Genomic DNA, 21990 nt, shown 5'->3' on the forward strand with positions numbered 1-21990 from the left:
ACATGAAAAAATCCGCCGGTCCGTTGCCAACTGACCGGCGTATTACGCGTTACAGATCTAAAGCGGTGTTGCGGGCGCGGTTCAGCTGCTGCGCATCAGCGGGTAAAGCTCTTTGAGCAACTTGCGACGGCTGATCACCAGCTGCCAGCGATGGCCGCCCAACTGCCGCCACAGGCGCGCCGAACGAATCCCGGCCAGCAACAGGGCGCGGATTTTCGAGGCGTTGCTCGGTTGCTGCAGGTTGCGCATGTCGCCGTGGACCTGAATCCGTTGGCGCAAGGTGCTCAGGGTGTCCTGGTACAGCGCACCGCAGGCCGCAATCACGTTTTCGTGGGCCGGGCCGAAGTGCTCGACCTGGGACTGAATCTGCGGCAAACGCTTGCCGATCACATCGAGCAAGTCGTCGCGCTTGGCCAGCTGACGCTCCAGGCCCAGCATGGCCAGGGCGTAACGCAGCGGTTCGCGCTGCAGGGTGCTCGGGTCGCGTTCCAGGGCGCCGATCAATGCGCGATAGCCTTCGCGCAGATTGAGGTCGTCGCCGCCGTACACTTCCAGGGTGTCCTTGGGGTCGCGGATCAGCAGGCTGCCGAGCATGCAGGTCAGGCCGGCTTCGGTGGTCTGGCCGGTCTTGGCAATCTTGTCGACGAGGACGGCGGCGAGAAACACGCCGCCCAGCGCCGTCAGTTGCTCCTGAGTGGGGTTCATGCCTTGCTGCTCCATGGCTCTGCGACTTCAATCACGCCGCCGCCGAGGCAGATTTCACCGTCGTAGAACACCACGGACTGGCCCGGGGTGACCGCGCGCTGTGGGTCATCGAAGGTGGCGCGATAGCCGGTGGCGGTTTTTTCCAGCGTGCAGGGCTGATCGCTTTGGCGATAACGAACCTTGGCGGTCAACTTGCGCGGCTCGGTCAGATCGATCGGGTTGACCCAATAGATGTCCGAGGCGAGCAGGGCGCGGGAGAACAGGTAAGGATGGTCATTGCCCTGGCCGACGATCAGCTCGTTGTGTTCCAGGTCCTTGATCAGCACGTACCATGGCTCGTCACCGGCGTCTTTCAAGCCGCCGATGCCCAGGCCCTGACGCTGGCCGATGGTGTGATACATCAAGCCGTGGTGACGGCCGATGACTTCACCTTCGGTGGTCTTGATCTCGCCCGGTTGGGCCGGCAGGTATTGCTTGAGGAAGTCGCTGAAGCGGCGTTCGCCGATAAAGCAGATCCCTGTGGAATCCTTTTTCTTCGCGGTGGCGAGTTCGTGTTTCTCGGCAATCGCGCGCACTTCGGGCTTTTCCAGTTCACCGACCGGGAACAGCGTCTTGGCGATCTGTTCGCCGCCGACGGCGTGCAGGAAATAACTCTGGTCCTTGTTCGGGTCCAGGCCCTTGAGCAGTTCGGTGCGGCCATCGATGTCGCGGCGGCGCACGTAGTGGCCGGTAGCGATCAGGTCGGCGCCGAGCACCATGGCGTAGTCGAGGAACGCCTTGAACTTGATCTCGCGGTTGCACAGGATGTCCGGGTTCGGCGTGCGACCGGCCTTGTACTCGGCCAGGAAGTGCTCGAACACGTTGTCCCAGTACTCGGCGGCGAAATTGGCGGTGTGCAGCTTGATGCCAATCTTGTCGCACACGGCCTGGGCATCCGCCAGGTCGTCCATGGCGGTGCAGTATTCCGTTCCATCGTCTTCTTCCCAGTTCTTCATGAACAGGCCTTCCACCTCATAACCCTGCTCGATCAGCAGGAGAGCGGAAACGGAAGAGTCCACGCCGCCGGACATGCCGACAATGACGCGCTTCTTTTGTGTGTCAGAAGGGGCTGGATCACGCATAGGGATTCAATGAGTGTCTTGAAAAAGGACGCGATTCTAACAGGCCGAAGCCCGCAAGGCTAAAGAGAAGGGCGGATCAGTTCGAGACTGTAGTGCTGGCCGTCCAGATAATCATCGATACAGCGGATGATCAGCTCACTGCGCCAGTTTGCGCGCTGTGCCAGCAATTCGTCACGCGTCAGCCATTTTGCGCCGACGATGCCGTCATCCAGTTGATAGTCGGGGTAATGTTTGAGCGGCTTTGCGGTGAAACAGACCCGCTGGTAGGTCACGCCGTTGCTGGGGGCGGTGTAGAGGTAAATGCCCACCACGCCGGTCGGTTCGACGTCCCAGCCGGTTTCTTCCAGGGTTTCGCGCACGGCGGCTTCGATCAGGGTTTCGTCCGGGTCCAGATGGCCGGCCGGCTGGTTGAGCACCGTTCGTCCGTGCTTGAGTTCTTCGACCATCAGAAAGCGACCATTGTCTTCGACGATGGTGGCGACGGTGATGTGGGGTAGCCAATCCATGAAGCTTCCTCGGTTTCTAATATTGGAATAAAGAACAGTGTGGGAGCGAGCCTGCTCGCGATGACGGTGGGTCAGTCGACATCAATGTTGAATGATATATCGCTATCGCGAGCAGGCTCGCTCCCACATTGGTGCGTATTTCATAGATGAAAAGTGTGGGGCACAAACAGAAACCCCGGCACTGGGCCGGGGCTTCTTTGCATCCTTACAACCTTAAACCAACGCAGCGATCGCGGCGTTGAAGGTGTTGCTTGGGCGCATGGCCTTGCTGATCAGCTCGGCATTAGCGTGGTAGTAACCGCCGATGTCCACTGGCTTGCCCTGAACGGCGTTGAGCTCGGCAACGATGGTTGCTTCGTTCTCGGCCAGGGTCTTGGCCAGTTCGCCGAACTGCGCTTGCAGTGCAGCGTCTTCGGTCTGGGCGGCCAGGGCCTGGGCCCAGTACAGCGCCAGGTAGAAGTGGCTGCCGCGGTTGTCGATATTGCCGACTTTGCGCGATGGCGACTTGTTGTTGTCCAGGAACTGGCCAGTGGCCTGATCCAGGGTCTTGGCCAGCACCAGCGCTTTCGGGTTGTTGTAAGTAACACCCAGATGCTCAAGGGAAGCGGCCAGGGCCAGGAACTCGCCCAGGGAATCCCAGCGCAGGAAGTTCTCTTCCAGCAGCTGTTGAACGTGCTTCGGTGCCGAACCGCCGGCGCCGGTTTCGAACAGACCGCCGCCATTCATCAGCGGAACGATCGACAGCATCTTGGCGCTGGTGCCCAGTTCCATGATCGGGAACAGGTCAGTCAGGTAGTCGCGCAGTACGTTGCCGGTCACCGAGATGGTGTCCTTGCCTTCGCGGGTACGGCCCAGGGTGAAGGCCATCGCGTCGACTGGCGACATGATGCGGATGTCCAGGCCGGAGGTGTCGTGATCCTTCAGGTAGGCCTGAACTTTCTCGATCACTACACCGTCGTGGGCGCGCATCGGGTCCAGCCAGAAAATAGCCGGGGTTGCGCTTGCACGGGCACGGTTGACGGCCAGTTTGACCCAATCCTGGATCGGCGCGTCTTTGGTCTGGCACATGCGGAAGATGTCGCCGGCTTCAACCGACTGCTCCAGCAGAGTGCGGCCAGCGCCGTCGGAAACCCGAACCACGCCGTTGGCCTTGATCTGGAACGTCTTGTCGTGGGAACCGTACTCTTCGGCTTTTTTCGCCATCAGGCCAACGTTTGGCACGCTGCCCATGGTGGTCGGATCGAAAGCGCCGTGCAGCTTGCAGTCTTCGATCACCGCCTGGTAGATGGTGGCGTAGCAGCGATCCGGGATCACCGCCTTGGTGTCGTGCAGCTGACCGTCAGTGCCCCACATTTTGCCGGAGTCACGGATCATCGCCGGCATCGAGGCGTCGACGATCACGTCGCTCGGCACGTGCAGGTTGGTGATGCCTTTGTCGGAGTTGACCATGGCCAACGACGGACGAACGGCGTAGACCGCCTGGATGTCCGCTTCGATCTGCGCTTGTTGCTCGGCCGGCAAGGCCTTGATGCGAGCGTACAGGTCGCCGATGCCGTTGTTCAGGTTGAAACCGATCTGTGCCAGCACGTCAGCGTGCTTGGCCAGTGCGTCTTTATAGAACTCGGCTACGATCTGGCCGAACATGATCGGGTCGGAGACCTTCATCATGGTGGCTTTCAAGTGAACCGACAGCAGCACGCCTTTTTGTTTGGCGTCTTCGATCTCGGCAGCGATGAAGCTGCGCAGAGCGTTTTTGCTCATGACCGCGCAATCGAGGATCTCACCGGCTTGCACGGTGGTTTTTTCTTTCAGGACGGTGGTGGTGCCGTCTTGAGCGATCAGTTCGATTTTGACGGCATCAGCGGCGTCGATCAGGGCGGCTTTTTCGCTGCCGTAGAAATCACCGGTGCTCATGTGTGCGACATGGGACTTGGAGTCCGCAGCCCAGGCGCCCATTTTGTGCGGGTGCTTGCGTGCATAGTTCTTGACCGACAGCGGTGCACGACGATCAGAGTTGCCTTCGCGCAGAACCGGGTTCACGGCGCTGCCCTTGATCTTGTCGTAACGCGACTTGGCGAGCTTGTCGGCGTCGGTGGTCACGGTTTCCGGGTAGTCCGGCAGGGCGAAGCCCTGGGCTTGCAGCTCTTTGATTGCGGCTTGCAGTTGCGGAACCGAGGCGCTGATGTTCGGCAGCTTGATGATGTTGGCTTCAGGCGTAACGGCCAGATCGCCCAGTTCGGCGAGGTGGTCGGCTACGGCTTTGTCACCCAATTGCTCGGGGAAGCTGGCCAGGATGCGCCCTGCAAGAGAGATATCGCGGGTTTCCACGGCGATATCAGCCGAAGCGGTGAACGCTTCTACGATAGGCAACAGTGAATAGGTGGCGAGGGCGGGAGCTTCGTCGGTGAAGGTATAGATGATCTTCGAGCGGGTGGGCATATTCGGATTAACTCTCTCTTCTTTGCTAAAGCGTGCGCAGAAACTCGAGGGGCGCCGGGTAAGCGCGTTCGTTCAAAGTCATCCATGAGCCGAATGTCGAGGTTTCTTTGCGGTGATGTTGGGTGCATCGGTCGAGCGTCAAGCGGGTGGGTTGCGGTAACAACCCTGCTTTTTCAGGCCCCAAGCCTCGTAGTAGAGAGGTCGGCCATCGTGACTCTGCGGTCAGCGGGCGGCATTATACATAGGTAGCTGGCAATCTGCCGATGGTTCATATGCAACGATTCTCGTCCATTGGTCTAAAGGTCGCAGGGGCGAGGGGGGCGTAGAGTCTTGCACCGTGCTTGAGTTTGGCGCTTTTCCCTTTGCTTTCAGGCTTGTACGTCGCGAACTGTGCAGCTTTGCGGCAGATGGATGGAACATAGGGTTTGCGTGCCGATTTAACTGGGGTACGCTCGAACGAAGCCAGATGTTCAATCCAAACAATGGAGTTCAGCATGGGATACAAGAAGATTCAGGTTCCAGCAGTCGGCGACAAAATCACCGTCAACGCGGACCATTCTCTCAATGTTCCTAACAACCCGATCATCCCCTTCATCGAAGGTGATGGTATTGGCGTTGATATCAGCCCGGTCATGATCAAGGTTGTCGATGCTGCTGTTAAGAAGGCTTACGGCGGCGAGCGCAAAATTTCCTGGATGGAAGTCTATGCCGGGGAGAAAGCGACTCAGGTTTACGATCAGGACACCTGGCTTCCCCAGGAAACCCTGGACGCAGTCAAGGATTACGTGGTTTCCATCAAGGGCCCTCTGACCACCCCGGTCGGTGGCGGTATCCGTTCCCTGAACGTGGCCCTGCGTCAGCAACTCGACCTTTATGTATGCCTGCGCCCGGTGCGCTGGTTCGAAGGCGTGCCTAGCCCGGTCAAGAAGCCAGGCGATGTCGATATGACGATCTTCCGTGAGAACTCGGAAGACATCTACGCCGGTATCGAATGGAAAGCCGGTTCGCCGGAAGCGACCAAGGTCATCAAGTTCCTCAAAGATGAAATGGGCGTCACCAAGATCCGTTTCGACGAAAACTGCGGTATCGGCATCAAGCCGGTTTCCCTGCAAGGCACCAAGCGTCTGGCGCGCAAGGCGTTGCAGTATGTGGTCGACAACGATCGCGACTCGCTGACCATCGTGCACAAAGGCAACATCATGAAGTTCACCGAAGGTGCCTTCAAGGAATGGGCCTACGAAGTGGCCGCTGAAGAATTCGGTGCGACCCTGCTCGACGGCGGTCCGTGGATGCAGTTCAAGAACCCGAAAACCGGCAAGAACGTCATCGTCAAGGACGCCATCGCCGACGCCATGCTTCAGCAGATCCTGCTGCGCCCGGCCGAATACGATGTGATCGCGACCCTGAACCTGAACGGCGACTATCTCTCTGACGCCCTGGCGGCGGAAGTGGGCGGTATCGGTATTGCACCGGGCGCCAACCTGTCCGACACCATTGCCATGTTCGAAGCGACCCACGGTACTGCGCCGAAATACGCCGGCAAGGACCAGGTCAACCCGGGTTCCCTGATCCTGTCCGCAGAGATGATGCTGCGCCACATGGGTTGGACCGAAGCGGCAGACCTGATCATCAAGGGCACCAACGGCGCGATTTCCGCCAAAACCGTGACCTATGATTTCCATCGTCTGATGGACGGCGCGAAACTGCTGTCTTCTTCTGCGTTTGGTGATGCGCTCATCTCGCACATGTAAGCGAGTTCCCGCATAACAAAAACCGCCCGATTCAGTGATTGAGTCGGGCGGTTTTTTTATGACTGAATGATGCGTCAGCTCGTTACTGTTTCCTGCGGGGTGACAGCGGCAGTCTGTTCATTTTCGGTTGTCGCAGCCTTGATTTCGACGGCATGCAGCCCCTTGGGGCCCTGAACAATCTGGAAACTCACGATTTGCCCGGCCTTGAGGGTTTTATATCCGTCCATCTCAATGGCCGAGTAGTGGGCAAAGAAGTCGATATCTTTTCCATCTTCGTCACGACCTTCTCTGGCGTCGGTGTTAATGAAACCGAACCCCTTGGCATTGTTGAACCATTTCACCTTGCCGACTGACATACCCATATCCCTCTGCAACAGACTCCATCACTGGAGTATCATCCAGTACATCCGCAGTCGAATCTCGAAATAAGATTGACTCCGCGGACCTTTTTTACCCACTGTGGGCTCTATTGGTTGTAACACCGTTTTGCCGATAGTCAAGGTGACCGGGCGGTCGGAGTTGAAATCGTCCATAGCCGCCCCCACCACTGTATTTGAACAACTGACGAACCTTTCTTTCCATGCATGCAATCAGCCAGATTCGACTAACATTCAATCAGGATCGCCCGGCTCTCCAAAAAGATCACCCGGAGCCCCACGACGACGATTCCGCAGGCATTGCTGTTCAGGAGGCAAAGCCTGCATTACAGGCGCCGCCGATGTACAAGGTGGTTTTGTTCAACGATGACTACACACCGATGGATTTCGTCGTCGAAGTGCTCGAGGTGTTTTTTAACCTGAATCGGGAGCTGGCGACCAAGGTCATGCTGGCCGTCCACACAGAAGGACGGGCAGTATGTGGAGTGTTTACCCGCGACATCGCCGAGACTAAGGCCATGCAGGTCAACCAGTACGCCAGGGAAAGCCAGCATCCGCTACTCTGTGAAATCGAGAAGGACGGTTAATCGCCGACCACTTGGGTATGAGGTGAAGCTATGTTAAACCGCGAGCTCGAAGTCACCCTCAATCTTGCCTTCAAGGAGGCTCGATCGAAGCGTCATGAATTCATGACCGTCGAACACCTCCTGCTGGCCCTATTGGACAATGAGGCTGCCGCCACCGTTTTGCGTGCCTGCGGCGCAAACCTCGACAAACTCAAGCACGATCTGCAGGAGTTCATCGACTCCACCACGCCCTTGATCCCCGTCCATGACGAAGATCGCGAAACCCAGCCAACCCTGGGCTTCCAGCGTGTCCTGCAACGTGCTGTTTTCCACGTACAGAGCTCGGGCAAACGCGAAGTGACTGGCGCTAACGTGCTGGTCGCCATCTTCAGTGAGCAAGAGAGTCAGGCAGTGTTCCTGCTGAAACAGCAGAGCGTTGCGCGCATTGATGTCGTCAACTACATCGCCCATGGCATTTCCAAAGTGCCGGGGCATGGCGATCACTCTGAAGGTGAGCAAGATATGCAGGACGACGAGGGCGGTGAGTCTTCTTCTTCAGGCAATCCTCTGGATGCTTATGCCAGCAACCTCAACGAACTCGCGCGCCAGGGTCGTATCGATCCGTTGGTAGGCCGTGAGCTGGAAGTCGAGCGTGTCGCGCAGATCCTGGCGCGTCGTCGCAAAAACAACCCGCTGCTGGTGGGCGAGGCGGGCGTGGGTAAAACCGCGATTGCCGAAGGCCTGGCTAAACGCATTGTCGACAACCAGGTGCCGGACTTGCTGGCCAACAGCGTGGTCTATTCCCTCGATCTGGGGGCCTTGCTGGCCGGGACCAAATACCGTGGCGATTTCGAGAAGCGCTTCAAGGCGCTGCTCAATGAGCTGAAAAAACGTCCGCAGGCGATCCTGTTCATCGACGAGATCCACACCATCATTGGTGCGGGTGCCGCGTCCGGTGGCGTCATGGATGCCTCGAACCTGCTCAAACCGCTGCTGTCGTCGGGCGATATCCGTTGCATCGGCTCAACCACGTTCCAGGAATTCCGCGGGATCTTCGAGAAGGACCGTGCCTTGGCCCGGCGCTTCCAGAAGGTCGATGTGTCGGAGCCTTCGGTTGAAGACACCATCGGCATCCTGCGCGGCCTGAAAGGGCGTTTTGAAGCGCACCACAACATCGAATACAGCGATGAGGCGTTGCGTGCCGCCGCTGAACTGGCGTCGCGCTACATCAATGACCGGCACATGCCGGACAAGGCCATCGATGTCATCGACGAGGCGGGCGCCTATCAGCGTCTGCAGCCGATCGAGAAACGCGTGAAACGCATCGAGGTGCCTCAGGTTGAGGACATCGTTGCGAAAATCGCGCGGATTCCGCCTAAGCACGTCACCAGCTCCGACAAAGAGCTGCTGCGCAACCTTGAGCGTGACCTGAAGCTGACGGTATTTGGCCAGGATGCCGCAATCGACTCGCTGTCGACCGCGATCAAACTGTCCCGTGCTGGCCTCAAGTCGCCTGACAAGCCAGTCGGTTCGTTCCTGTTCGCAGGGCCGACCGGCGTCGGTAAAACCGAAGCGGCGCGTCAGCTGGCCAAGGCGTTGGGCATCGAGCTGGTTCGTTTCGACATGTCCGAGTACATGGAGCGCCACACCGTATCGCGTCTGATCGGTGCGCCTCCAGGTTATGTCGGGTTCGATCAGGGCGGTCTGCTGACCGAAGCCATCACCAAGCAGCCTCACTGCGTGCTGTTGCTCGATGAGATCGAGAAGGCGCATCCGGAAGTCTTCAACCTGCTGTTGCAGGTCATGGACCACGGTACGTTGACCGATAACAACGGGCGCAAGGCGGATTTCCGTAACGTGATCGTCATCATGACGACCAACGCCGGTGCCGAAACAGCAGCGCGTGCTTCGATCGGTTTCACCCATCAGGACCACTCGTCCGATGCGATGGAAGTGATCAAGAAGAGCTTCACGCCGGAGTTCCGCAACCGTCTGGACACCATTATCCAGTTTGGTCGCCTCAGCCATGAGGTCATCAAAAGCGTGGTGGACAAGTTCCTTACCGAGCTTCAGGCGCAGCTGGAAGACAAGCGCGTGCAGCTGGAAGTGACCGACGCTGCGCGAAGCTGGCTGGCAGCAGGTGGCTACGACTCGGCAATGGGTGCTCGACCAATGGCGCGTTTGATCCAGGACAAGATCAAGCGTCCGCTGGCGGAAGAGATCCTCTTTGGCGAACTGGCCGACCATGGTGGCGTGGTGCACATCGACCTCAAGGACGGCGAGCTGACCTTCGAGTTCGAAACCACGGCCGAAATGGCCTGACGTTAACCGCGACAAAGCAAAAGGCGCCGAGAGGCGCCTTTTTGCTGTTCGCCGAATTTGAACGCCTGACACCTCGTCCTGTGGGAGCCTGCTCGCGATGGCGGCGGGTCAGCTTGCATTGATGTTGAATGCAATGCCGCTATCGCGAGCAGGCTCGCTCCCACTGGGGGATGGTGTTGATCCATCAAATCGCAGACAAACAAAAACGCCCGGCATAAACCGGGCGTTTTGTATTGACTTGATTAGCGAGCGCGGTAAGTGATACGCCCTTTGCTCAAGTCATAGGGCGTCAGCTCGACGCGCACTTTGTCACCGGTAAGAATACGAATGTAGTTCTTGCGCATCTTGCCGGAGATATGCGCGGTTACGACGTGCCCATTTTCCAACTCCACACGAAACATGGTGTTGGGCAGGGTGTCGACGACAGTGCCTTCCATTTCGAAGCTGTCTTCTTTCGACATGCAGTAAAGCCCTCGGTGTCCAATGAATGGCCCGGTGCAACTGCGCCAGGCAAAAGCGGCGTGCATTGTGCCCGAAAAATGGGGTTTAAGCCAAGGGGTTCTAGTTCAGGATGACCCAGCGCTGATTAATCAGCAGTTCGATAGGTCGATATTGCGTCTTGTAGCTCATCTTTTTGCAGTTTTTGATCCAGTAGCCGAGGTAGACCGCTTCCAGTCCAAGGCGCCGGGCCTCGCCGATTTGCCAGAGGATCGCGTAGCGACCCAGGCTGCGACGTTCTTCATCGGGTTCGTAGAAGGTGTAGACCGCCGACAGACCGTTCGGCAGCAAGTCGGTAACGGCCACTGCCAGGAGCCGGCCTTCGAGACGAAATTCGTAGAATCGCGAGAATGGCAGGTCGCGCACAAGGAACGTCGAAAACTGGTCGCGACTCGGCGGGTACATGTCGCCATCGGCGTGACGCTGTTCGATGTAGCGCTGGTAGAGATCGAAATACTCTTCGCTGAATTTCGGCCGGGCCGGGCGCACTTGCAGGTCGGCGTTACGTTTGAAAATGCGTTTCTGCTGACGGTTGGGCGAAAATTGCGCCACAGGGATGCGCGCCGGGACGCAGGCATTGCAATTCTGGCAATGAGGCCGGTAGAGATGATCGCCGCTGCGACGAAAACCCATTTCAGACAGGTCTGCGTAGACATGCACATCCATGGGCTGGCTAGGGTCGAGAAACAGGGTCGTGGCCTGCTCCTCGGGCAGATAGCTGCAAGAGTGGGGCTGAGTGGCATAAAACTTCAAACGCGCCAACTCGGTCATGATCAACCCTCGGGAATAAGCTTTGGATTAAGTGTAAGCCACACGGGCAAAAGTCGCTCAGCAAACCCAGGTTGCACGGCTGGGTTGATCCAGATGTTGTGCGAGGAAGTTGGCGAAATCGCGCCGAGGAATCGCTCGGGCGCCGAGGCTGTGCAGATGGTCGGTCGGCATCTGGCAGTCGATCAGCACAAAGCCTGAGTCTTTCAGATGTCGCACCAGCGTGGCAAAGCCATATTTCGAGGCGTTGTCGGCGCGGCTGAACATGGATTCGCCGAAAAACAGCTGACCCATCGCCAGGCCATAGAGCCCGCCGACCAGCACGCCATCATCCCAAACCTCCACGGAATGCGCGTAGCCACGTCGATGCAGCTCGAGGTAAGCCGTCTGCATCGCGTCAGTGATCCAGGTGCCGTCGGCGTAGTCCCGAGGCGCGGCGCAGGCGCTGATCACCGAGGCAAAGTCCTGATCGAAGGTCACTTGATAGCGTTGCTGGCGCAGCAATTTATTCAGGCTGCGCGAGACATGCAGTTCGTCGGGAAATAAGACGGTGCGCGGATCCGGCGACCACCAAAGGATCGGCTGGCCTTCCGAGAACCATGGAAAGCAGCCGTGGCGATAAGCCTGAATCAGACGATCGGCGGACAGATCTCCACCCGCGGCCAGCAACCCGTTGGGGTCGCGCATGGCTTTTTCCAACGGCGGGAACGTCAGGGTGTTGCGTTGTAACCAAGTCAGCATGGCATCCGGGCTTGCAGAAGGGGAGGGCGGTGACGGGCTGGCGGCCCGCCGTGAAGTGTGCCGTCAAACGGTGGGAATGTCGTCGAGGTATTTCTCGGCGTCCAGCGCGGCCATGCAGCCGGCCCCGGCGGAGGTTACGGCCTGGCGGTAGACGTGATCGGCCACGTCGCCGGCGGCGAACACGCCCGGGATCTGGGTAGCTGTGGCATCGCCATCGCTACCGCCCTTGACCAGCAGATAGCCGTCGCGCATTTTCAACTGGCCCTCGAACAGGTCAGTGTTGGGCTTGTGGCCGATCGCGATGAACACGCCGGCCAGTGGCAATTCACGGGTTTCGCATGTGTGGCTGTCGCGCAGGCGGGCGCCGGTCACGCCACTGGCATCACCCAGCACTTCATCGAGATTCTGGTTCCAGTGCAGGCGGATATTGCCGTTGGCGGCTTTTTCGAAGAGTTTGTCCTGGAGAATCTTCTCCGAGCGCAACTTGTCGCGCCGGTGAATCAGGTGGACTTCCTTGGCGATGTTCGACAAGTACAGTGCTTCTTCAACCGCAGTGTTGCCGCCGCCGACCACCGCGACCACTTGGTTGCGATAAAAAAATCCATCGCACGTGGCGCAGGCCGAAACCCCTCGGCCGGCAAAGGCCTCTTCCGAAGGCAGCCCCAGATATTGCGCCGAGGCGCCGGTCGCGATAATCAGCGCGTCGCAGGTGTATGTGCCGCTGTCGCCGATGAGCTCGAATGGGCGTTGTTGCAACTTGGCGGTGTGGATGTGGTCGTAAACGATCTCGGTGGCAAAGCGCTCGGCGTGTTTTTGCATGCGTTCCATCAGCACCGGGCCGGTGAGGCCTTCAACGTCGCCGGGCCAGTTATCGACTTCGACGGTCGTGGTCAGCTGGCCACCTGCCTGTATGCCGGTAATGACAACGGGTTTGAGGTTGGCGCGGGCGGCATAAACGGCTGCGCTGTATCCGGCAGGGCCGGAACCCAGAATGATCAGGCGGGAATGCTTCGGTTCGCTCATAAAAACACCTCATAAGCCTTTGTCACAAAAGAGAATGCATGCTCAAATTGAAACGCGCGTAACGTGCTTTTGGCTATGCTACACCGAAGGGCTTCAAGCATGGCATCGGGCGAACAAACCCGTACAATGCCGTCTGTAACAGTGATTGAAACAAAATAAGCTGTGCGTACCGTGTTTATAAAAACCGGGGTGCAATGTTAAAAGTAGTCCCAGTTGCGCGTGTTAACTTTTTTACCTGCCTGGATTGGGCAGTTTTTTATAGTCATTCAACAGATGGACGCGCCATGGGCGCAGGAAAAGAAGCGTTTTGAAGAAATCCACCGCAGCACCCAAAACAGTCGTCGTTCCACTCTGGCGCCAGCACTTGCACTACCGGCTCAAGGAAGGTGCATTGATCGCCATCGGTGGCCTGTGCCTGTTCCTGATGATGGCCTTGTTGACCTATGGCAAGGACGATCCGGGCTGGAGCCATAACAGCAAGATCGACGACGTACAGAACTTCGGCGGGCCGGTCGGCTCCTACAGCGCCGATATCCTGTTCATGGTGCTGGGTTACTTCGCCTATATCTTCCCGTTGTTGCTGGCGATCAAGGCCTATCAGATCTTCCGTCAGCGCCACGAACAGTGGCAATGGAGCGGCTGGCTGTTCTCCTGGCGCCTGATCGGCCTGGTGTTTCTGGTGCTGTCGGGCGCGGCACTCGCGCATATCCATTTCCATGCGGCGACCGGTCTGCCGGCCGGTGCGGGCGGCGCGTTGGGCGAAAGTCTTGGCGACCTGGCCAGGAACGCGCTGAACATCCAGGGCAGCACGCTCTTGTTCATCGCGCTGTTCCTGTTCGGCCTGACGGTGTTCACTGACCTGTCGTGGTTCAAGGTGATGGACGTTACCGGCAAGATCACCCTCGACCTTTTCGAACTGTTCCAAGGCGCGGCCAATCGCTGGTGGAGCGCCCGTGTCGAGCGCAAACAACTGGTGGCGCAGCTGCGTGAAGTCGACGACCGGGTGCATGACGTGGTCGCCCCGACTGTCACGGACAAACGCGAGCAAGCCAAGGTCAAGGAGCGCCTCATCGAGCGTGAGCAGGCCCTGAGCAAGCACATGTCGGACCGCGAGAAGCAGGTGCCGCCTGTCATCGCACCTGCGCCGCCCAAGCCGGCAGCGCCGAGCAAGCGCGTCGAGAAAGAGAAACAGGCGCCCTTGTTCGTCGACAGCGCCGTCGAAGGCACCTTGCCGCCGATCTCGATTCTCGACCCGGCCGAAAAGAAACAACTCAATTATTCTCCAGAATCGCTGGCCGCCGTCGGCCACTTGCTGGAAATCAAGCTCAAGGAATTCGGCGTCGAAGTCTCGGTGGATTCGATCCATCCGGGCCCGGTCATTACCCGTTACGAAATCCAGCCGGCCGCCGGCGTCAAAGTCAGCCGCATCTCCAACCTGGCGAAAGACTTGGCGCGATCCCTGGCCGTGACCAGCGTTCGTGTGGTGGAAGTGATTCCGGGCAAGACCACCGTCGGTATCGAGATTCCCAACGAGGACCGCCAGATCGTGCGTTTCTCCGAAGTGCTGTCGACCCCTGAGTACGACAACTTCAAGTCGCCGGTCACCCTGGCCCTGGGCCACGACATCGGCGGCAAGCCGGTCATCACTGACCTGGCGAAAATGCCGCACTTGTTGGTGGCCGGTACGACCGGTTCCGGTAAGTCGGTGGGTGTGAACGCGATGATCCTGTCGATCCTGTTCAAGTCCGGCCCGGAAGACGCCAAGCTGATCATGATCGACCCGAAAATGCTCGAGCTGTCGATCTACGAAGGCATTCCGCACCTGCTGTGCCCGGTCGTGACCGACATGAAGGACGCGGCCAACGCCTTGCGCTGGAGCGTGGCGGAGATGGAACGTCGCTACAAACTGATGGCGAAGATGGGCGTACGAAACCTGTCGGGCTTCAACGCCAAGGTCAAGGAAGCTCAGGACGCGGGCACGCCGCTGACCGATCCGTTGTACAAACGCGAAAGTATTCACGACGAAGCGCCGCTGCTGACCAAACTGCCGACCATCGTCGTGGTCGTCGACGAATTCGCCGACATGATGATGATCGTCGGCAAGAAGGTTGAAGAACTGATCGCCCGTATCGCTCAGAAGGCCCGTGCGGCCGGTATCCACTTGATCCTCGCGACCCAGCGTCCGTCGGTTGACGTGATCACCGGTCTGATCAAGGCCAACATCCCGACGCGCATGGCGTTCCAGGTATCGAGCAAGATCGACTCCCGGACGATCATCGACCAGGGCGGTGCCGAGCAACTGCTGGGCCACGGTGACATGCTCTACATGCCGCCGGGCACCAGCCTGCCGATCCGTGTTCACGGTGCGTTCGTGTCCGATGACGAGGTTCACCGGGTGGTTGAAGCCTGGAAACTGCGCGGTGCACCGGAATACAACGACGAGATCCTGGCCGGTGTTGAGGAGGCCGGTAGCGGTTTCGACGGTGGCAGTGGCGGTGGCGACGAAGACAGCGAATCCGATGCGCTTTACGACGAAGCGGTGCAGTTCGTCCTGGAAAGCCGTCGTGCGTCCATCTCTGCGGTTCAGCGCAAGCTGAAAATCGGCTACAACCGCGCCGCACGCATGATCGAAGCCATGGAAATGGCCGGGGTCGTGACGTCCATGAATACCAACGGTTCGCGTGAAGTCCTGGCGCCTGGCCCGGTACGCGACTGATTTGATTTTGAAAGGATGGCGCAGTGATGCGCCACCCGAACTCCCACGAATGTTATGAGGACTCCCATGCGTCTTATCCGCATGCTGTTGCTGCCGGTACTGGCTTTGACCACGCTCTCGGCCCACGCCGATGACAAGGACGTGGCGCGTCTGACCCAACTGCTGGAAAAATCCCAGACCCTGACAGCGCGCTTCTCTCAGCTGACGCTGGATGGCAGCGGCACCCAGTTGCAGGAAACGGCCGGGCAAATGTCCCTGCAGCGTCCTGGCCTGTTCTACTGGCATACCGACGCACCGCAAGAGCAATTGATGGTTTCCGATGGCAAGAAGGTGTCCCTGTGGGACCCGGACCTGGAACAGGTCACCATCAAGACCCTTGACCAGCGTCTGACCCAGACACCTGCGCTGCTGCTGTCCGGCGACGTGTCCAAGATCAGCCAGAGCTTTGACATCAGCGCCAAGGAAGCCGGCGGCGTGATCGACTTCACCTTGAAACCTAAAACCAAGGACACCCTGTTCGACAGCCTGCGCCTGTCGTTCCGCAATGGCCTGGTCAATGACATGCAACTGATCGACAGCGTCGGTCAGCGCACCAATATCCTGTTCACCGGCGTGAAGGCCAACGAGCCGATCCCGGCGTCCAAGTTCAAGTTCGACATTCCCAAGGGTGCCGACGTCATTCAAGAGTAAGACGCAAAACCTGTTGGAGCTGGCTTGTGTGGCGAGGGAGCTTGCTCCCGCTTGGGGCGCGAAGCGCCCCCCGAAATGGGACTGCTGCGCAGTCCAGCGGGAGCAAGCTCCCTCGCCACAGGATTTCGCCAGACTTGAGAACTGCGTAATAAAGCGAGGTTTCAACCGCACGTGATGGACCTGTTTCGCAGTGCCCCGATCGCTCAACCCTTGGCCGCCCGCTTGCGCGCAGCCAATCTGGACGAGTACGTCGGTCAGGAACACCTGCTGGCTCGCGGCAAGCCTTTGCGCGAAGCCCTGGAGCAGGGTGCCCTGCACTCGATGATTTTCTGGGGCCCGCCGGGCGTGGGCAAAACCACCCTGGCGCGGTTGCTCGCGGAAGTCTCGGATGCGCACTTTGAAACGGTCTCGGCGGTACTGGCGGGCGTGAAGGAAATCCGTCAGGCGGTGGAAATCGCCAAGCAGCAGGCTGGCCAGTACGGCAAGCGCACCATCCTGTTCGTCGATGAAGTGCATCGCTTCAACAAGTCGCAGCAGGATGCATTCCTGCCATACGTTGAAGACGGCACGCTGATTTTCATCGGCGCAACCACGGAAAACCCTTCCTTCGAACTCAATAACGCGTTGCTCTCCCGGGCACGCGTTTACGTGCTCAAAAGCCTCGACGAAGCGGCCCTGCGCAAACTGGTGCATCGGGCGCTGACCGAAGAGCGGGGCCTGGGCAAGCGACAGCTGACCCTCAGCAATGAAGGCTTCCAGATGCTCCTGTCGGCTGCCGATGGCGATGGCCGGCGGCTGCTAAACCTGCTGGAAAACGCCTCGGACCTGGCAGAAGACAACAGCGAGATCGGCGTCGATCTGCTGCAAAGTCTGCTCGGCGATACCCGCCGGCGTTTCGACAAGGGCGGCGAAGCGTTTTACGACCAGATTTCTGCGCTGCATAAATCGGTGCGCGGCTCCAATCCCGACGGCGCGCTGTACTGGTTCGCGCGGATGATCGACGGCGGTTGCGATCCGCTGTACCTGGCCCGGCGCGTGGTGCGCATGGCCAGCGAAGACATCGGCAACGCTGACCCGCGGGCCCTGAGCCTGTGCCTGGCGGCGTGGGAAGTGCAGGAGCGCCTCGGCAGCCCTGAAGGCGAGTTGGCGGTGGCCCAGGCCATCACTTATCTGGCTTGCGCGCCGAAAAGCAACGCGGTGTACATGGGGTTCAAGGCCGCCATGCGCAGCGCCACCGAACACGGTTCGTTGGAAGTGCCGCTGCACTTGCGCAACGCACCGACCAAGCTGATGAAGCAATTGGGTTACGGCGATGAATACCGTTATGCCCACGATGAGCCGGACGCCTATGCCGCTGGCGAAGACTATTTCCCGGAAGAACTCGAGCCGCAACCGTTCTATCAGCCCGTGCCTCGCGGCCTGGAGCTGAAGATCGGCGAAAAGCTCAATCACCTTGCACAACTTGACCGTCTAAGCCCCCGGCAGCGGAGAAAATAAGTGATTCCTTTGGTTATTGCGGTCTCCGTTGGCGGTGTCGCCGGGACTCTGTTGCGCTTTGCCACCGGTAATTGGGTCAACGCTAATTGGCCGCGGCACTTCTATACCGCGACGCTGGCCGTTAATATCGTCGGCTGTTTGCTGATCGGCGTTCTATACGGTCTGTTTTTGCTACGCCCGGAGGTGCCGATCGAGGTGCGCGCCGGGTTGATGGTCGGCTTCCTCGGGGGGCTGACGACTTTTTCATCCTTTTCACTGGATACGGTGCGCCTGCTCGAAACCGGGCAAATGCCGCTGGCCCTGGGCTATGCTGCCATCAGCGTATTCGGCGGGCTGCTCGCCACCTGGGCTGGCCTGTCCTTGACCAAACTTTGATAACGAGAGACCGACATGCTCGATTCCAAACTGTTACGTAGCAACCTTCAGGACGTAGCGGACCGCCTGGCATCCCGTGGCTACACGCTGGATGTTGCGCGCATCGAAGCGCTGGAAGAACAGCGCAAGACCGTCCAGACCCGCACCGAAGCACTGCAGGCTGAACGTAACGCGCGCTCCAAATCCATCGGCCAGGCAAAGCAGCGCGGCGAAGACATCGCGCCGTTGATGGCCGACGTCGAGCGTATGGCGAACGAATTGAGTGCCGGTAAAGTCGAGCTGGACGGGATCCAGACCGATCTGGATTCGATCCTGCTCGGCATCCCGAACCTGCCGCACGAATCCGTGCCAATCGGTGATGACGAAGACGGCAACGTCGAAGTGCGCCGCTGGGGTACCCCGACCGCGTTCGATTTCCCGGTCCAGGACCACGTGGCCCTGGGCGAGAAGTTCGGCTGGCTGGACTTCGAAACCGCCGCCAAGCTGTCCGGCGCCCGTTTCGCCCTGTTGCGCGGCCCGATCGCCCGTATGCATCGCGCCCTGGCGCAATTTATGATCAACCTGCACACCAGCGAACACGGTTACGAAGAGGCCTATACGCCTTATCTGGTCCAGGCCCCGGCGCTGCAAGGCACCGGTCAGCTGCCGAAGTTCGAAGAAGACCTGTTCAAGATCAGCCGCGAAGGCGAAGCCGATCTGTACCTGATCCCGACTGCTGAAGTGTCGCTGACCAACATCGTCGCCGGCGAGATCGTCGATTCGAAGCTGCTGCCGATCAAGTTCGTCGCCCACACGCCGTGCTTCCGCAGCGAAGCCGGTGCGTCGGGTCGCGATACCCGCGGGATGATCCGTCAGCACCAGTTCGACAAGGTCGAGATGGTCCAGATCGTTGAGCCGTCGACCTCGATGGACGCGCTGGAAGGTCTGACGGCCAACGCCGAGAAAGTCCTGCAACTGCTGGAACTGCCTTATCGCACGATTGCACTGTGCACCGGTGACATGGGCTTCAGCGCAGTCAAGACTTACGATCTTGAAGTGTGGATCCCGAGCCAGGACAAGTACCGCGAGATTTCGTCGTGCTCCAACTGCGGCGACTTCCAGGCCCGTCGTATGCAAGCGCGTTTCCGCAACCCGGAAACCGGCAAGCCTGAACTGGTTCACACCCTGAACGGTTCGGGTCTGGCAGTCGGTCGTACCCTGGTGGCGGTGCTGGAAAACTACCAGCAAGCCGACGGTTCGATCCGTGTGCCTGAAGTGCTGAAACCTTACATGGGTGGCCTCGAGGTCATCGGCTAAATGGACTATCTGCCGCTGTTCCATAACCTTCGCGGCAGTCGTGTGTTGGTCGTTGGTGGGGGGGAGATTGCCTTGCGCAAATCCCGCCTGCTGGCCGAAGCCGGTGCGCTGCTGCGGGTGGTCGCACCTGAAATCGAACCGCAACTGCGCGAGCTGGTTGTCGGCAGCGGCGGCGAGTGCCTGTTACGGGGCTACGTTGAAGCGGACCTGGACGGTTGCGGGCTGGTCATCGCCGCCACCGACGACGAACCGCTGAACGCGCAAGTTTCCGCTGATTCCCATCGGCGTTGCGTGCCGGTCAATGTGGTGGATGCGCCGGCTTTGTGCAGCGTGATCTTCCCGGCGATCGTCGACCGTTCTCCCTTGATCATTGCGGTGTCCAGCGGCGGCGATGCGCCGGTGCTGGCGCGGCTGATCCGCGCCAAACTGGAAACCTGGATTCCGTCCACCTACGGTCAACTGGCCGGTCTGGCGGCGCGTTTTCGCAGCCAGGTCAAACGCCTGTTCCCGGACGTGCAGCAGCGTCGGGCATTCTGGGAGGATGTGTTCCAGGGCCCGATTGCCGACCGGCAACTGGCCGGGCAGGGTGCTGAAGCCGAACGCCTGATGCTGGCGAAGATCAATGGCGAAGCGCCGGTCGCCACCGGTGAAGTGTATTTGGTGGGCGCGGGCCCCGGTGATCCTGACTTGCTGACCTTCCGTGCCTTGCGCCTGATGCAGCAAGCCGATGTGGTGCTCTACGACCGCCTGGTCGCCCCGGCGATTCTCGATCTGTGCCGTCGCGATGCCGAGCGGGTCTACGTCGGCAAGCGTCGCGCCGATCACGCGGTGCCGCAGGACCAGATCAATCAGCAATTGGTCGACCTGGCCAAGCAAGGCAAGCGGGTCGTGCGATTGAAGGGCGGTGATCCGTTCATCTTCGGTCGTGGCGGTGAAGAGATCGAAGAACTGGCGGCCCATGGCATCCCGTTCCAGGTCGTGCCGGGTATCACCGCCGCCAGCGGTTGCGCGGCATATGCCGGGATTCCGCTGACCCATCGCGATTACGCGCAGTCGGTGCGATTTGTCACCGGGCACTTGAAGGACGGTTCCACCGATTTGCCGTGGGCCGAGCTGGTTGCGCCGGCACAAACCCTGGTGTTTTACATGGGGCTGGTGGGCTTGCCGATCATCTGCGAGCAACTGATCAAGCACGGTCGCGGGGCGGACACCCCAGCGGCGCTGATTCAGCAGGGCACCACGGTCAATCAGCGGGTATTTACCGGCACGCTGGCTGATCTTCCTCGACTGGTGGCGGAGCATGAAGTGCATGCGCCGACGCTGGTGATCGTTGGGGAAGTGGTGCAATTGCGCGAGAAACTGGCCTGGTTTGAAGGGGCTCAGGCGCAAGTCTGATCGGACCGAGTCGGTCGAGCGCGACCCCGGCCCATCGCTGGCAGGCTAGCTTCCACAGGGGATTTGAGAACGACAAAAATCCAGTGTGGGAGCTAGCCTGCTAGCGATTGGGGGCCTCAAAAACGGCACAAACCTCAGGCCCTGCGCCAAACCCCTTTCCCGTTCAACCGCGCCCGATCATGGGTTGCTGTGAAATCCTGCGCCGGCCCTTTCGGCACAATCCCGGTCGGGTTGATGGTCTTGTGGCTGCCGTAGTAATGATTTTTGATGTGCTGAAAATCCACCGTCTCGGCAACGCCCGGCCATTGGTAAATCTCCCGCAGCCAGTTCGACAGATTCGGATAATCGGCAATCCGCCGCAGGTTGCACTTGAAGTGGCCGTGATACACCGCATCAAAGCGAATCAGCGTGGTGAACAGCCGAATATCCGCTTCGGTCAGGTACTCGCCGACCAGGTAACGGTTGGCGCCCAGCAGTTGCTCCAATCGATCCAGTTCGGCAAACACATCATCAAACGCTTCTTCATACGCCTGCTGTGACGTGGCAAACCCTGCGCGATAAACGCCGTTGTTCACGGCCGGATAAATCCGCTCATTCAACGCATCGATCTCGCCGCGCAGGGGGGCCGGGTAGAAATCCAGGTCATTGCCGGTCAGGTCATCGAAGGCGCCGTTGAACATGCGGATGATCTCCGCTGATTCATTATTGACGATGCGGTTTTGCTGTTTGTCCCAGAGCACCGGCACGGTGACGCGGCCGGTGTAGTCGGCGGTATCGGCGGTGTAGCGCTGGTGCATGAAATCGAAATGATCGAGTTTGTCGCCGGTCGAGCCCAGGTTCTGGTCGAAGGTCCAGCCGTTTTCCAACATCAACCAGCTGACCACCGAGACGTCGATCAGGTTTTCGAGGCCTTTGAGTTTGCGCAGGATCAGCGTGCGATGCGCCCACGGACAGGCGAGGGATACATAAAGGTGATAGCGGCCAGCTTCGGCTGCAAAGCCACCGACGCCCGTCGGGCCGGGCTTGCCGTCGGCGGTCAGCCAGTTGCGACGTTGCGCCTGTTCGCGCTGGAACGCGCCATCCTTGCTGCTTTCGTACCACTGGTCCTGCCAGCGACCTTCAACTAACAAACCCATGTTCAAGACTCCTCAATCAATAAGCGTTGGAGAGGAGTCTATTCATATAGGTTCGATTAAATAGCGCA

19 protein-coding genes are annotated in these 21990 nt (G+C 59.3%); 9 read left to right on the plus strand and 10 right to left on the minus strand.

What is annotated here, in order from left to right; genetic code table 11:
• Positions 1-81: 81 nt before the first annotated feature.
• The 4 genes from hflD to AC1ROI_RS04205 all read right to left on the minus strand — a co-directional run bounded on the left by hflD (position 82) and on the right by AC1ROI_RS04205 (position 4771).
• Positions 82-705 (minus strand): high frequency lysogenization protein HflD, encoded by a 624-nt coding sequence (gene hflD / locus AC1ROI_RS04190; RefSeq protein ID WP_010458887.1) that lies wholly within the window; start codon positions 703-705, stop codon positions 82-84.
• Positions 702-1826 carry a tRNA 2-thiouridine(34) synthase MnmA gene (gene mnmA, locus AC1ROI_RS04195; RefSeq protein WP_010458889.1) on the minus strand — a complete coding sequence of 375 codons (1125 nt, stop codon included), beginning with the start codon at positions 1824-1826 and terminating at the stop codon, positions 702-704. The genes hflD and mnmA overlap by 4 nt, the downstream gene beginning before the upstream one ends.
• Before the next feature lie 59 nt (positions 1827-1885).
• On the minus strand, positions 1886-2332 hold the full coding sequence (locus AC1ROI_RS04200; protein WP_010458891.1) for an NUDIX hydrolase: 447 nt from the start codon (positions 2330-2332) through the stop codon (positions 1886-1888).
• A 213-nt stretch (positions 2333-2545) separates the two neighbouring features.
• The gene (locus AC1ROI_RS04205) at positions 2546-4771 is read right to left on the minus strand and encodes an NADP-dependent isocitrate dehydrogenase (RefSeq protein WP_102595123.1); all 2226 of its coding nucleotides are present in this window, start codon (positions 4769-4771) and stop codon (positions 2546-2548) included.
• Positions 4772-5265: 494 nt separating this feature from the next.
• On the opposite strand from AC1ROI_RS04205, the gene icd reads away from it, so the two are divergent.
• Entirely contained in the window at positions 5266-6522 is a 1257-nt protein-coding gene (icd, locus tag AC1ROI_RS04210) for an NADP-dependent isocitrate dehydrogenase (RefSeq protein ID WP_102595122.1), read from the plus strand.
• A 74-nt stretch (positions 6523-6596) separates the two neighbouring features.
• Here icd and AC1ROI_RS04215 read toward each other — a convergent pair whose 3' ends face one another.
• On the minus strand, positions 6597-6878 hold the full coding sequence (locus tag AC1ROI_RS04215) for a cold shock domain-containing protein (RefSeq protein WP_042932186.1): 282 nt from the start codon (positions 6876-6878) through the stop codon (positions 6597-6599).
• A 224-nt stretch (positions 6879-7102) separates the two neighbouring features.
• Between AC1ROI_RS04215 and clpS the strand changes: the two genes are divergently transcribed.
• The gene (clpS, locus tag AC1ROI_RS04220; RefSeq protein ID WP_010458899.1) at positions 7103-7486 is read left to right on the plus strand and encodes an ATP-dependent Clp protease adapter ClpS; all 384 of its coding nucleotides are present in this window, start codon (positions 7103-7105) and stop codon (positions 7484-7486) included.
• Between the two features lie 30 nt (positions 7487-7516).
• Entirely contained in the window at positions 7517-9787 is a 2271-nt protein-coding gene (clpA, locus tag AC1ROI_RS04225; RefSeq protein WP_007946437.1) for an ATP-dependent Clp protease ATP-binding subunit ClpA, read from the plus strand.
• A gap of 242 nt (positions 9788-10029) precedes the next feature.
• On the opposite strand, the gene infA is transcribed toward clpA, so the two are convergent.
• The 4 genes from infA to trxB all read right to left on the minus strand — a co-directional run bounded on the left by infA (position 10030) and on the right by trxB (position 12817).
• A complete protein-coding gene (gene infA, locus AC1ROI_RS04230; RefSeq protein WP_002553999.1) occupies positions 10030-10248 on the minus strand; it encodes a translation initiation factor IF-1 in 219 nt (72 codons plus the stop codon).
• A 100-nt stretch (positions 10249-10348) separates the two neighbouring features.
• Positions 10349-11056, minus strand: a complete 708-nt coding sequence (locus AC1ROI_RS04235; RefSeq protein ID WP_010458901.1) for an arginyltransferase — start codon at positions 11054-11056, stop codon at positions 10349-10351.
• A gap of 57 nt (positions 11057-11113) precedes the next feature.
• Positions 11114-11794: a leucyl/phenylalanyl-tRNA--protein transferase gene (aat, locus tag AC1ROI_RS04240; protein WP_010458902.1), complete on the minus strand. Its 681-nt coding sequence runs from the start codon at positions 11792-11794 to the stop codon at positions 11114-11116.
• Positions 11795-11857: 63 nt separating this feature from the next.
• A complete protein-coding gene (gene trxB, locus AC1ROI_RS04245) occupies positions 11858-12817 on the minus strand; it encodes a thioredoxin-disulfide reductase (protein ID WP_102595121.1) in 960 nt (319 codons plus the stop codon).
• Positions 12818-13124: 307 nt separating this feature from the next.
• Between trxB and AC1ROI_RS04250 the strand changes: the two genes are divergently transcribed.
• The 6 genes from AC1ROI_RS04250 to cysG all read left to right on the plus strand — a co-directional run bounded on the left by AC1ROI_RS04250 (position 13125) and on the right by cysG (position 20786).
• Entirely contained in the window at positions 13125-15533 is a 2409-nt protein-coding gene (locus tag AC1ROI_RS04250; RefSeq protein WP_010458906.1) for a DNA translocase FtsK, read from the plus strand.
• A 66-nt stretch (positions 15534-15599) separates the two neighbouring features.
• Complete coding sequence (gene lolA, locus AC1ROI_RS04255) at positions 15600-16223, plus strand: outer membrane lipoprotein periplasmic chaperone LolA (protein WP_007904916.1); 624 nt, start codon at positions 15600-15602, stop codon at positions 16221-16223.
• A gap of 174 nt (positions 16224-16397) precedes the next feature.
• Positions 16398-17720 carry a replication-associated recombination protein A gene (locus AC1ROI_RS04260; protein WP_102595379.1) on the plus strand — a complete coding sequence of 441 codons (1323 nt, stop codon included), beginning with the start codon at positions 16398-16400 and terminating at the stop codon, positions 17718-17720.
• The gene (crcB, locus tag AC1ROI_RS04265) at positions 17721-18095 is read left to right on the plus strand and encodes a fluoride efflux transporter CrcB (RefSeq protein WP_010458911.1); all 375 of its coding nucleotides are present in this window, start codon (positions 17721-17723) and stop codon (positions 18093-18095) included.
• 15 nt (positions 18096-18110) lie between these two features.
• Positions 18111-19391, plus strand: coding sequence for a serine--tRNA ligase (gene serS, locus AC1ROI_RS04270; RefSeq protein ID WP_010458913.1), 1281 nt, complete (start codon positions 18111-18113; stop codon positions 19389-19391).
• Positions 19392-20786 (plus strand): siroheme synthase CysG, encoded by a 1395-nt coding sequence (gene cysG, locus AC1ROI_RS04275; RefSeq protein WP_102595378.1) that lies wholly within the window; start codon positions 19392-19394, stop codon positions 20784-20786.
• Positions 20787-20920: 134 nt separating this feature from the next.
• On the opposite strand, the gene AC1ROI_RS04280 is transcribed toward cysG, so the two are convergent.
• Positions 20921-21922, minus strand: a complete 1002-nt coding sequence (locus tag AC1ROI_RS04280; protein ID WP_102595377.1) for a glutathione S-transferase family protein — start codon at positions 21920-21922, stop codon at positions 20921-20923.
• Positions 21923-21990: the final 68 nt, after the last annotated feature.

It is taken from the genome of Pseudomonas sp. GW823-FHT02C02 (assembly GCF_058797635.1).

Bases quoted from the DNA above. Each gene is read 5' to 3' on its own strand.
- AC1ROI_RS04200 (WP_010458891.1), bottom strand. From the start codon at position 2,332: ATGGATTGGCTACCCCACATCACCGTCGCCACCATCGTCGAAGACAAT.
- icd (WP_102595122.1), top strand. From the start codon at position 5,266: ATGGGATACAAGAAGATTCAGGTTCCAGCAGTCGGCGACAAAATCACC.
- trxB (WP_102595121.1), bottom strand. From the start codon at position 12,817: ATGAGCGAACCGAAGCATTCCCGCCTGATCATTCTGGGTTCCGGCCCT.
- mnmA (WP_010458889.1), bottom strand. From the start codon at position 1,826: ATGCGTGATCCAGCCCCTTCTGACACACAAAAGAAGCGCGTCATTGTC.
- serS (WP_010458913.1), top strand. From the start codon at position 18,111: ATGCTCGATTCCAAACTGTTACGTAGCAACCTTCAGGACGTAGCGGAC.
- AC1ROI_RS04280 (WP_102595377.1), bottom strand. From the start codon at position 21,922: ATGGGTTTGTTAGTTGAAGGTCGCTGGCAGGACCAGTGGTACGAAAGC.
- clpA (WP_007946437.1), top strand. From the start codon at position 7,517: ATGTTAAACCGCGAGCTCGAAGTCACCCTCAATCTTGCCTTCAAGGAG.
- AC1ROI_RS04235 (WP_010458901.1), bottom strand. From the start codon at position 11,056: ATGACCGAGTTGGCGCGTTTGAAGTTTTATGCCACTCAGCCCCACTCT.
- hflD (WP_010458887.1), bottom strand. From the start codon at position 705: ATGAACCCCACTCAGGAGCAACTGACGGCGCTGGGCGGCGTGTTTCTC.
- cysG (WP_102595378.1), top strand. From the start codon at position 19,392: ATGGACTATCTGCCGCTGTTCCATAACCTTCGCGGCAGTCGTGTGTTG.
- aat (WP_010458902.1), bottom strand. From the start codon at position 11,794: ATGCTGACTTGGTTACAACGCAACACCCTGACGTTCCCGCCGTTGGAA.
- infA (WP_002553999.1), bottom strand. From the start codon at position 10,248: ATGTCGAAAGAAGACAGCTTCGAAATGGAAGGCACTGTCGTCGACACC.
- lolA (WP_007904916.1), top strand. From the start codon at position 15,600: ATGCGTCTTATCCGCATGCTGTTGCTGCCGGTACTGGCTTTGACCACG.
- clpS (WP_010458899.1), top strand. From the start codon at position 7,103: ATGCATGCAATCAGCCAGATTCGACTAACATTCAATCAGGATCGCCCG.
- AC1ROI_RS04215 (WP_042932186.1), bottom strand. From the start codon at position 6,878: ATGTCAGTCGGCAAGGTGAAATGGTTCAACAATGCCAAGGGGTTCGGT.
- AC1ROI_RS04205 (WP_102595123.1), bottom strand. From the start codon at position 4,771: ATGCCCACCCGCTCGAAGATCATCTATACCTTCACCGACGAAGCTCCC.
- AC1ROI_RS04260 (WP_102595379.1), top strand. From the start codon at position 16,398: ATGGACCTGTTTCGCAGTGCCCCGATCGCTCAACCCTTGGCCGCCCGC.